This is a genomic window from Shimwellia pseudoproteus (assembly GCF_016415625.1).
Classification (GTDB): Bacteria; Pseudomonadota; Gammaproteobacteria; order Enterobacterales; family Enterobacteriaceae; genus Shimwellia; species Shimwellia pseudoproteus.
In genome coordinates this window covers 1-10,110 of record NZ_WBXP01000074.1, presented here as the reverse complement: position 1 = coordinate 10,110, position 10,110 = coordinate 1, and the positions used below count along the sequence as shown (strand labels likewise).

Genomic DNA, 10,110 nt, shown 5'->3' with positions numbered 1-10,110 from the left:
CCATTGGGCTGGGCGCACATTCTACTGACTGGCGAATATCTTTGGCCCAAGGAACCGAAAGCTTAGGGTGTCATTTCGCCCTCAGCCGGAACCGACCCCAGCTTGTGGGAAAAAGCCTGATTATCATGCCAGACCAGACCCGCTATGTTGGCGAAGGCGCAGGGATAAAGGCCATTACAGGCGGCGACCCGGTAGAGATTGATGGTAAGTATGAAAAGCAGTTCACCACCGTGCTGAATGCCGTTGTTCTCGCAACCAACAACGAACCAATGACCTTTACCGAGCGCAGCGGGGGCATTGCCCGCCGCCGTGTGATATTCCCGTTCGATAATCCGGTATCAGAAGCGGAGAAAGACCCCGACCTGACAGCGAAGATCCGCCGTGAAATGCCGGTAATTATTCGTCACTTGCTGGCAATGTTTGCCGACCAGAACAAAGCTAAAACGCTTTTAATCGAGCAGCGCGATTCCGCAGAGGCGTTGGGCGTTAAGCGCGGGACAGATCCGGTTATAGACATGTGCGCGGCCTTGTATTTTATGAACGAGCCGAGGGGCCTGATGATGGGCGGCGGAACGTGGGCGGGCCAGCCAGAGCCGAGGGCATATCTCTATCATCTGTATCTGGCATTCCTGGAATATCACGGGCTGGGTAAGCCGCTTTCCGTCAACAAGTTCTCACGCGCCATTAAATCAGCCGCCAGAGAATACCGGGCCAGCTACCTGACACGCAGCATTAACGGCAGAGCGCAGACGAACGTCGGGATCAATGAGCTGGCGGAGGAGTTTATACCGCGAGCATATGGCAGCAGCACCGCCGAAGGGGGCGAGGAATAGTTTACCCCTGATTTATCCCTACCTATCCCTACAAAGTCATTTAAGGCCAGTAATGACGGGGTTTGTAGACTGGTAGGGATATATATACTTATCCCTACTTATCCCTACATATGCCTACTAAACAAGAAGCCACGTATAACCGTTTTTGGTATTTGGTAGGGATAAGTAGGGTTAAGTAGGGTAAGAAAAACAATTCCCTACTAGCCTGAAAGCCGCGCCATATCTGGGTTTCATCGATTAGTAGGGTTTGGTAGGGATATTACACCCCAAAAAAGATTTACAGGGGGGGTATGATTCAGCTAAAGGGCGAAAAAATGAACGAACATCATAAAAAGCAGATTGAAGTTATTAGAGAGATTGAAGCGCAGGGGTTCACCGCGCAGGAGGCGGCGGCCTTGTTACTGGCTGGCGAATTATCCCGGCTAAATGACAGCATGGACTACCTGAAACGAGCCGCCGGGAATATTGACAACACGTTATCAAGAATGGAGGGCGCTTAATGACAGCACAGATATCAGCACACGGGCGGCTGGTGGCAGATCCCCAGACCAGAACGACGAACAGCGGAACCAGCATGGCAATGGGGCGTTTAGCGGTGGCACTGCCATGCCATGCAGCAGAGGGCGGAGAGGTTACTTTCTGGCTGGGCGTGGTGGCATTCGGCAAACAGGCCGACGCACTGGCAGGACACGTTAAAGGCGATTTAGTCAGTGTTGCCGGAACAATGCAGGTCAATCAGTGGACGGGCAAGGATGGAGGAACGCAGCAGGGGTATCAGGTAGTAGCCGACAGCGTGATCAGTGCGAGGACAGCAAGGCCGGGCGGAAAGCGTGGCGCTTCAGCTAGAACAAATGAAGTCAACGAAGGCCATACCACGCAACCCGCGCCGGGATGGGAAATATATAACACCCCTGATTATTTTGACCAGCGCCAGCCATTCGACGATGAAGCGCCATTCTGAGGGAGAAAAGCATGGTAAAGGACAGCAAAGCCGAGGCTCTGGAAGCGAAGGGGCTGTATCGCAGGGCAGCTACACGCTGGCAGGAAGTCATGATGATTTGTGCTGAGGACGATGATCGGGAATGGGTAAAGCAGCGCCGTGATACGTGTCTGACGAACGTGAAGCGCCCACCAGTGAAAACCGATGATTACGGCGATCTGCATAAAGCAGTCACTGAGACACAACACCGCATGGGGATAGCGCAACCAAACGGCAATGCCTTCCGATTAAATGGTGGTAAGAAGCAACGACAGGCCACCAGCGGGGGCGACAGTTCGCAGTAATGTTCGCACTAAAACGGCTGTAAATTCTGGACTGTTCTTGACAGATTTTAAACCCTCGTAGCGCTTAACCCGCGCCAGTCATGGGCTGGAAGCCAGAACGTGATTTAGGTTGTCCAAAATATTCTGGTTCGCGCCACTGGTTCGCAGTACGCAGTCAGGTACGCGGCAAAACTGCGCATTCAGCGTGCGTACCATCCATGCGCCGATCCCCCTCAGTACCCCACCAGAAAAGAGCTGGTGGACTGAAATCACGACGCAGCGATCCCCCTCATATGCCATTGCCGCACGTTATCCAGTCAGTTTTCATGACAAACAAAAAAAGCAGAGTGGTTACTTTTCAGAATCAGGCTTCAACCCGCACCACCGCTGGAGTTAACCGGAGCCATTTCGCAGAAGTAATGCGTGATTTGCACTAAAATACTCATATTATTTCGTATTCATTTTGCGAGGAAATTCACGTAGTGAGAGACAGAACGCGCAGCTATACCACCGACCTGCCCCGCATAGGGTTGCCATTCCTTGCGAACATGCGTAGCAGGCTGGAGGATGCTGAACCGGGTACGCAGCTTTATACCCAGACCGAAAGCGGAACGTTGTATACCTTCCGGCAAGCCGACAGCTACGCCATGACAATCAACGGCGTTACACGGGCAATCAGAACCACGACCACACAAGCCGGGTATGGTGTGCGGGAATGGTACGTCTGTCCCCACTGCATAAAGCGGGTAGCGAAGCTGTATATCGGCAAAAAAGATATTGGCTGCCGGGGATGCTGGAAACTCCACTATAAAAGCCAGAGCGCCGACAGACTGGACAGGATGCGAATGAAGATACGCCAGCAGCGATGCGCGATATGGGGCAACAATGACCTTACCAATAATCTGTTTAATGACATTCGCATGTTCCCGAAGCCAAAGGGGATGCGCTGGGCTACGTTTGACAGGAAGCGGGCAGAGTTGTCAGCAATGGAGGTGGCTTACTGGCAGGCATTCAGTCCGGTAGTAGATAGAATCACGGGCGTGATTGAGCGTAAGGCGGGGAAAGCGGCGCGAGCTATAGGGCTGGAGTTGTAGCGATATTCTGGTTTTCTGACATAATTATGTAAAATCAGCCAGTTACCCACCATAGCAGGAGCTGCCATAGTGACACCACAGGAGATAGCAGCACTGACAGCCGCTAAACTGGAGCATGAAGGCCGCCAGCTTACCCCGGCAGAGGTTCGGAAAATGGAGCGCATGATTAAGGCCGATACAGCGCGGCGCGACAGGTTCCGCGAAATGATGAGATCACCCGCCTACCAGTGGAAGAAGCCAGCGCCGCGAAGATAGCCGCCCTGCGAATCATCGCGTTAGCCAACCCGCTCATATTCACCAGATATCGAGTTATCAGCGCCGCCATTATCGCGCACAACGGCACATTGACCGGGTAAACCGTAGCGCACGACCGTTGCGTTAGTTTCACCGCCACGCTTTACCTGACGCGATTCATACACTGTCACACGTTCCAGTAGCCCCCCGGCAACCATGCTTTCGAGCGTGCGCCGTGTAGATTCGAGCTGGTGGCGCTTATCGAACGACACCATGCCATGAAGCAGGTAGGCCACACCCGACACATCGAACGGAGGAGCGCCAATCTCACCAGTAACCCAATCGAGGCTATCCGGCTCAAAGTAACTGAGTATCTCTTTTTTGCGGCTGGTCATTCTCATGGCTGGCTGATTCCTTATTGTGGGATAGCATCATCATACAATAAGAAGCGGTGAGGAATGGACTAAGTAACTGACGGCTTTAAACGGCATAGCGCAAAAAGTAACCGCAAAAGGCGAGCACTCTAAAATGCCGTGTACACAAGGGTGTACCCATTGAAAAAAGGCATTATCAAAAACACAGCAACCACGCGGCTTTAAGTCACCTACTCAATAAACAGATTCAGAATATGTGATACAGGATATATTCCGCTTCCTCGCTCACTGACTCGCTACGCTCGGTCGTTCGACTGCGGCGAGCGGAAATGGCTTACGAACGGGGCGGAGATTTCCTGGAAGATGCCAGGAAGATACTTAACAGGGAAGCGATAGGGCCGCGGCAAAGCCGTTTTTCCATAGGCTCCGCCCCCCTGACAAGCATCACGAAATCTGACGCTCAAATCAGTGGTGGCGAAACCCGACAGGACTTAAAGATACCAGGCGTTTCCCCCTGGTGGCTCCCTCGTGCGCTCTCCTGTTCCTGCCTTTCGGTTTACCGGTGTCATTCCGCTGTTATGGCCGCGTTTATCTCATTCCACGCCTGACACTCAGTTCCGGGAAGGCAGTTCGCTCCAAGCTGGACTGTATGCACGAACCCCCCGTTCAGTCCGACTGCTGCGCCTTGTCCGGTAACTATCGTCTTGAGTCCAACCCGAAAAGACATGCAAAAGCGCCACTGGCAGCAGCCACTGGTAATCGGATTCACGGAGCGGAGTAGAGTTATCTACAGAGTTCTTGAAGTGGTGGCCTGACTACGGCTACACTGAAAGGACAGTGTTGGTATCTGCGCTCCGTGAAGGCCAGTTACCAGGTTAAGCAGTTCCCTCAACTGACTTAACCTTCGAGAAAACCGCCTTGCTGGGCGGTTTTTTCGTTTTCAGAGCAAGAGATTACGCGTAGAAAAAAAGGAACTCAAGAAGATCCTTTCTATGCTCAACCACCGCATGGCCCATAGCCGCGCTGGGCGTTGATCCGGTAGTCGCAGAAAGATGCCTTAACCACAAAATTAAAGGCGTGGAGGGTATCTATAACCGTCACCAATACTTTGACGAGCGACGGGCTGCGTTAACACAGTGGGCGGGCTTGCTGGTGGCACTGGAGCGCGGCGAAGAGTACAACGTTACACCGCTGAGAAAAGCGAAATAACCAAGATATGTAAAGAATCAACGGACAGATTGAGCCTAGCCCGACGGGGCGAAAAGCGGAAAGCCTTACCGCCTGGCTCAATCACTCTTTAAGGCACAGCGTGAAAGGTGACGCGATGACCAAAAAAGAAGCCCACAGCAGCATTAAAATCCCACCTATGGAATACTTTACGCTCGACAGGGCAGCTAGTATTTTGCAATGCAATATAGATGATTTACTTCACTATGGGGTTATTGGGGCTGTACCGTTATGCGTAATGATGAGGGGTTTTCCCTCTGCCTTGATTTTTGTGGGCGGTAAAGATATACAAGACCCAATGGATTTTTATCACGAACACAAAAGAAACTTATCATTTCTTTTTCGTGAGAATAACTACATATCTCATTTTAATTCTACGCTCACCGAGTATGACGTATACAAAACAGATGATGGGTTTATATTATTTAGAGGATTGGCGCACGGGCTATGGTGTCTGGGACATGGTGAAATAGAAAGCCTCCTTTATTCTAAGAGGGCAAGGGTGATAGACACGACAATATTTAGTCCGTTCGGATGGGACACTTTCCGCGAGAAGACTGGCCTTTCGTGTCATATAATTAGCAATAGATATTTTAATCAGAGCTGGCTACCGACGCTAAACAGACAACTAGCCGAAAGCATAGGGTTTCAGTTAAGTGAGAGCCGAAAACCCGCGATTAATGAGACTTTGACAACTTCCGATCTATTTATTGCCAGAGATACCATTTTAGAACTCAAAGGCGCAATAGACAGAGGCGAGCCAATGAAAAGCATGATTAACGGAGGTGTTACCATCCCGCCAGAACCCGGCGAGCAAAAGCAAATAGCGTCAACAGTGAACAGCAATAAGGTTGGTGAGTTTATTGAAATGCTAATCCGATGCGTACCTGAGTTGGGTGAAGATGTAATAACCGCAAATCCCAATAAACGCCATGAAATTCTAATAAAATTTCTGGAGGATAAGCAGAGAGAAGGCAAGCTGGGGTCGGTTTGGGAAACGGAAATTATTGTACGTTAAGAACATAATTTAACCGTTTCTGATTGGTAACTGATTGATTTATTGTCACTGACTATCGCATTTAAGTTATTGCGCTCACGCTGTCGCATTTAGGTTGTCTCATTACCCAAACATACAGGCTAAATGCCGTATAGTGCAGGAGTACACCCTATTGATAGGTAAGTCTGTTCAAAAAACAGGCTTACCGTACAATAATTCTCTATATCCAAACTGACCCCAAATTTGACAATAGGTCTGATGGTTATCATAGTTCCATTTTTTTAGTGGAGCAATCAAAGTGAATAAAGACCTTGAAGATTATATCAATGATGTTTTAAGCGTTTGTAGTTCTCGTGCAGCATTTGTAATAAATCATATAATACAATATGGCTCGATAAACTCTGAGGAAATTAGAAATGCGGGTTATGTTCATGGTGCAAGAGCTGTTGGTGATGTTCGTGACAATGGAATACCTTTAATCACCAGAAACATAAAAAGCTCAGACAATAGAACAATTGCAGAATATACATTTGGTGATCCATCGGATATTAAAAAAAATAAATTTGGCGGGAGAGTTAATTTTCCGGCCTCATTAAAAGGAAAGCTTATATCACGTGATGGACTAATATGTGCAATATCTAAACAACACCTACCAGAGAGTGAGTTACAAATTGACCATAAAATTCCGTACTACATATCTGGAGATATTGCAGGAGACCGAGATCCAAACGATTTCATGCTTCTTTCAAAATCAATGCAAAGGTCTAAGTCTTGGGATTGTGAGCAATGTACTAATTTAAAAGATTATTTTGATGTTAATATCTGTAAAACATGCTATTGGGCATCTCCTGAAAACTATACTCACGTAGCGATGAGAACTCAAAGAAGTATCAATGTCACATGGGAAGGCGCGGATGTTGCTTATTTTGATAAAGTAATTGAGGAAAGCATAGAATTAAAAAGCTCCCCTCAAGATATCATTAAGGATATAATAAAAAATAGATATGAGAATTAAGCATATCTTTTATGCATAGATTCATAACTACTTGATTCAACTAATGCTGGTGATAAGTATAGTGATTCTATTGTAATATCATCCCTACCTAAAAGGGTTGCCTGACTTGATCTGCCAGCATGAATATCTATCTTTATAAGATTCAAATGGTCAGGCAATTCATTACCATAAGACCTATCTCCACACGCACCATCAAAGGATAATAAATATGGTATGCTTCTCGAGTTTAGATCTTCAAGACCTCTAGTTAGGCGTTCAATATCTAACAAATAAGCGTACCTTGGATCTTTTTTATTACTAGTCCCTTGCCAAGGTGGATCCATGTAAACAACATCATTAGAGGTGGCGTCTTTTAATATATCCATAAAATCACCAACTCTGAAATCCACTTTACTGTGTAATAGTTCAGAAGCACAAAACATTTCTTTACGCATACGGTCAGGGTTAGTTCCTAGCCTTCTATTATCAGGTGATTGATTAAACTCACCTTGAGAATTGAATCTTATTGCGTTTTTCACACACCTAGCCACTAGGTAAAGAAATTTAACTGGGTCATTATCAACATTAAACTGACTCCGACACTCAGCAAAAAAAGACTTAGGGTCAACTAATTGAGAATCCCATAAAAATTTATATTCTCTAGCAGCATCATCTGGATTATTAACAACCTTCCGCCAAAGATTAATTAAAGGTTCGTATTTGTCACCAACAACATACCCATCAGCTAAATTCTTTGCAGCAGCGGAAAGAGTTATTGCCGCAGATCCTGAAAAAGGTTCAAAAAGCCTTCCTTGTATTTTTTTTGGAATATTCATTAAAATATCCTCAGCTATTTTCCTTTTACTACCTTGATATGGAACGACATGAGGAACTTTCATTTCAATTGACCTTTTTTATTGAATAATATTTAGCACCACCTCGAATATTTACGATAAACATAGGCTCTTCATTATTTAATGCTCTTCTTTTTTCACGTCTGTAAATTATAGAATAAAGAGACTTACTTGGACTTTTCCCTGTAAGACAATTTTTATCCAGCTTGTTTATTTCCTCAACTATCTCATTCAAATTCAACGGTTCACTCGATGATTCTAAAACCTCAATCATCAACTGTTCATTACGGCTAACCTTTCGATCTAATGTCATCTTTTCAGTAATCTTTTTTACTATCAATACACGCAAAATAGCATGCAAAGGCATGCTATGTCTACAGTGATATGGGTATCATCTTATTTGACTGATTTTATTAAATAAAAACGATCGCCTTTTTTATTCGTATATTCTCCACCAGTAACCTGAACACACGGTTTTCCGTCGCAGGTACTGATATTAGCCAGAGGAGCTTTCCGCTCCCACTCCGCTTTTTTCGCTTGCATAAGTGCAATTTGACTGTACCCATCATCCATAAACCGGCTTTGTTGAATAAATCAGATTTCGGGTAAGTCTCCCCCGTAGCGGGTTGTGTTTTCAGGCAATACGCACACTTTCAGGCATACCTGCTTTCGTCATTTTGTTCAGCGCTCGTACTAGGGCCATAGCCTCCCCAACCTGGGCATCGTAATCCCGCAGGGTCAGATGACCACCGAACAGCTGTTTGACACGGTACATCGCCGTTTCTGCCACCGAACGTCGGTTATAAGCTGTGTGCCGCAATACATTTGCCCGCCTGTATGCAGAAATGCGTCAGAGCGCCACACAGGGCGAGTCTGAGTACCTACTTGATAAAGGGCTGGATTACTTCACTTTCCCCACTCTGCCCGATGGAACGTTATTGCTGGCACTGACGGACGAATCAGGCGAAGTGGCAGCCGCACAGACCATCACCCCACAGGGAGAAAAGCGCCTTCTGACAGGTTCAGCAAAGCGCGGGGCATACCATGCCGTAAACGCGGCAGAATCGCCGCAGAGCGTTTTAATTGCCGAGGGGCTGGCTACCGCCCTGTCCGTTCACCTGATGCGCCCTGACGCGCTCACAGTGGCGGCAATTGACGCCGGGAACCTGATCCACGTTGCCGGAGTAATGCGCCGGAAACACCCGCAGTCGCAAATTATTATCGCCGCAGATAACGACCACCCTACAGCAGCCTCAGAAACCGGAGCCACCAACATCGGGAAGGAGGCCGCAGAGAAAGCAGCTTTATCCGTGGCTGGCTGGGTGGCACTGCCGCCGACAGACTACAAAGCCGACTGGGACGACTACCGCCAGCAAAACGGGCTGGAGGCCGCCGCAGTGGCATTTAACGATTCGACGTACCAGCCACAGGGGGAAAGTGTGACCGTACAACTGAAAGCGATTGAGGGCGGCAAAAAGAGCCGAACAAAAGAGAACGGGGACATTTCGCAGATGGCGGCGAGCCAGAAGGCGCGGATACTGTCTGCCCGGTGGGAGCGTCTGGCAGTAAACACCGACAGTCAGGCGGTTTATCGGTACGCTTGCGGGGTGTGGGAGAGGCTGCCAGAGGCAGAGCTTGAACGGGAGATGGTGGCAATATTCGACGAACACGAGGCGCATTACACGGAGAAAGGCGTTAAGTCGGTTGTAGCCACCATGAAGCTACAGATCCCGCCCACCGGAGAGCAGCCAGCGGATTGTATCGGATTCAGTACCGGAATTTATGACCTGAAAGCGCAGGAGTTCAGACCGCACGCGCCTGATAACTGGCTGATGAATCACAACGGCATTGAATACACGCCAGCGGAGCGCGGGGAGACCCTTGCAACCCATGCGCCGAATTTCACCCGCTGGATTAATCACGCCACCGGAGGGAATGGCGACAGAGCCGCGCGGATTAAGGCGGCGTTGTTTATGGTTCTGGCTCGCCGTCATGACTGGCAGCTATTTATAGAAGTAACCGGGGAAGGCGGCAGCGGGAAATCTGTATTTAGCAGCATAGCCGTATCACTGGCAGGTGAGCACAACACAGCCAGCGCCAGCATGGGAACGCTAGACACAGCCAGAGGGCGGGCGCAGCTTGGGGTCGGTTCCGGCTGAGGGCGAAATGACACCCTAAGCGTTAGCTCTGTGTCGTTGCACGATGTCAGCGACGGTATTCTTGCTGATACCGAGCTCGCG

The 10,110-nt window shown here is 48.4% G+C and carries 12 protein-coding genes and 2 pseudogenes; 10 read left to right on the top strand and 4 right to left on the bottom strand.

All coding sequences use genetic code 11. The features are described from left to right. The first annotated feature begins 125 nt into the window (after positions 1-125). The 6 genes from F9C28_RS18970 to F9C28_RS20425 all read left to right on the top strand — a co-directional run bounded on the left by F9C28_RS18970 (position 126) and on the right by F9C28_RS20425 (position 3,445). Complete coding sequence (locus tag F9C28_RS18970) at positions 126-833, top strand: primase-like DNA-binding domain-containing protein (protein WP_408641539.1); 708 nt, start codon at positions 126-128, stop codon at positions 831-833. A gap of 314 nt (positions 834-1,147) precedes the next feature. After that, positions 1,148-1,333, top strand: a complete 186-nt coding sequence (locus F9C28_RS18965) for a hypothetical protein (RefSeq protein ID WP_129304258.1) — start codon at positions 1,148-1,150, stop codon at positions 1,331-1,333. Beyond that, complete coding sequence (locus F9C28_RS18960; protein ID WP_199016838.1) at positions 1,333-1,794, top strand: single-stranded DNA-binding protein; 462 nt, start codon at positions 1,333-1,335, stop codon at positions 1,792-1,794. The genes F9C28_RS18965 and F9C28_RS18960 overlap by 1 nt, the downstream gene beginning before the upstream one ends. A gap of 11 nt (positions 1,795-1,805) precedes the next feature. Beyond that, positions 1,806-2,117 carry a PerC family transcriptional regulator gene (locus F9C28_RS18955; protein ID WP_199016837.1) on the top strand — a complete coding sequence of 104 codons (312 nt, stop codon included), beginning with the start codon at positions 1,806-1,808 and terminating at the stop codon, positions 2,115-2,117. 461 nt (positions 2,118-2,578) lie between these two features. Beyond that, positions 2,579-3,190, top strand: a complete 612-nt coding sequence (locus F9C28_RS18950; protein WP_199016836.1) for a hypothetical protein — start codon at positions 2,579-2,581, stop codon at positions 3,188-3,190. A 69-nt stretch (positions 3,191-3,259) separates the two neighbouring features. Further along, positions 3,260-3,445: a hypothetical protein gene (locus F9C28_RS20425; protein WP_332909434.1), complete on the top strand. Its 186-nt coding sequence runs from the start codon at positions 3,260-3,262 to the stop codon at positions 3,443-3,445. Positions 3,446-3,465: 20 nt separating this feature from the next. On the opposite strand, the gene F9C28_RS18945 is transcribed toward F9C28_RS20425, so the two are convergent. Then, positions 3,466-3,825, bottom strand: a complete 360-nt coding sequence (locus tag F9C28_RS18945; protein WP_199016835.1) for a hypothetical protein — start codon at positions 3,823-3,825, stop codon at positions 3,466-3,468. Between the two features lie 987 nt (positions 3,826-4,812). Here F9C28_RS18945 and F9C28_RS20270 point away from each other — a divergent pair. The 3 genes and pseudogenes from F9C28_RS20270 to F9C28_RS18935 form a co-directional block, all read left to right on the top strand. Beyond that, positions 4,813-5,007: pseudogene (locus tag F9C28_RS20270) on the top strand (tyrosine-type recombinase/integrase); the annotation flags it as partial. 115 nt (positions 5,008-5,122) lie between these two features. Further along, positions 5,123-6,043 (top strand): hypothetical protein, encoded by a 921-nt coding sequence (locus F9C28_RS18940; RefSeq protein WP_233149175.1) that lies wholly within the window; start codon positions 5,123-5,125, stop codon positions 6,041-6,043. A gap of 277 nt (positions 6,044-6,320) precedes the next feature. Further along, entirely contained in the window at positions 6,321-7,037 is a 717-nt protein-coding gene (locus F9C28_RS18935) for a hypothetical protein (protein ID WP_199016834.1), read from the top strand. Here F9C28_RS18935 and F9C28_RS18930 read toward each other — a convergent pair. From F9C28_RS18930 to F9C28_RS18920, 3 genes and pseudogenes are all read right to left on the bottom strand, one after another. Then, positions 7,034-7,915, bottom strand: a complete 882-nt coding sequence (locus F9C28_RS18930; RefSeq protein ID WP_199016833.1) for a Dam family site-specific DNA-(adenine-N6)-methyltransferase — start codon at positions 7,913-7,915, stop codon at positions 7,034-7,036. The two genes, F9C28_RS18935 and F9C28_RS18930, sit on opposite strands and share 4 nt — an antisense overlap. Position 7,916: 1 nt before the next feature. Continuing rightward, entirely contained in the window at positions 7,917-8,237 is a 321-nt protein-coding gene (locus tag F9C28_RS18925) for an HTH domain-containing protein (RefSeq protein ID WP_199016832.1), read from the bottom strand. Between the two features lie 267 nt (positions 8,238-8,504). Then, positions 8,505-8,675 (bottom strand): annotated as a pseudogene (locus F9C28_RS18920) (IS5/IS1182 family transposase); the annotation flags it as partial. Positions 8,676-8,679: 4 nt separating this feature from the next. On the opposite strand from F9C28_RS18920, the gene F9C28_RS18915 reads away from it, so the two are divergent. After that, positions 8,680-10,029, top strand: coding sequence for a toprim domain-containing protein (locus tag F9C28_RS18915; RefSeq protein WP_332909433.1), 1,350 nt, complete (start codon positions 8,680-8,682; stop codon positions 10,027-10,029). Positions 10,030-10,110 lie beyond the last annotated feature (81 nt).

Bases quoted from the DNA above. Each gene is read 5' to 3' on its own strand.
- F9C28_RS18970 (WP_408641539.1), top strand. From the start codon at position 126: ATGCCAGACCAGACCCGCTATGTTGGCGAAGGCGCAGGGATAAAGGCC.
- F9C28_RS18965 (WP_129304258.1), top strand. From the start codon at position 1,148: ATGAACGAACATCATAAAAAGCAGATTGAAGTTATTAGAGAGATTGAA.
- F9C28_RS18960 (WP_199016838.1), top strand. From the start codon at position 1,333: ATGACAGCACAGATATCAGCACACGGGCGGCTGGTGGCAGATCCCCAG.
- F9C28_RS18955 (WP_199016837.1), top strand. From the start codon at position 1,806: ATGGTAAAGGACAGCAAAGCCGAGGCTCTGGAAGCGAAGGGGCTGTAT.
- F9C28_RS18945 (WP_199016835.1), bottom strand. From the start codon at position 3,825: ATGAGAATGACCAGCCGCAAAAAAGAGATACTCAGTTACTTTGAGCCG.
- F9C28_RS18940 (WP_233149175.1), top strand. From the start codon at position 5,123: ATGACCAAAAAAGAAGCCCACAGCAGCATTAAAATCCCACCTATGGAA.
- F9C28_RS18930 (WP_199016833.1), bottom strand. From the start codon at position 7,915: ATGAAAGTTCCTCATGTCGTTCCATATCAAGGTAGTAAAAGGAAAATA.
- F9C28_RS18925 (WP_199016832.1), bottom strand. From the start codon at position 8,237: ATGCCTTTGCATGCTATTTTGCGTGTATTGATAGTAAAAAAGATTACT.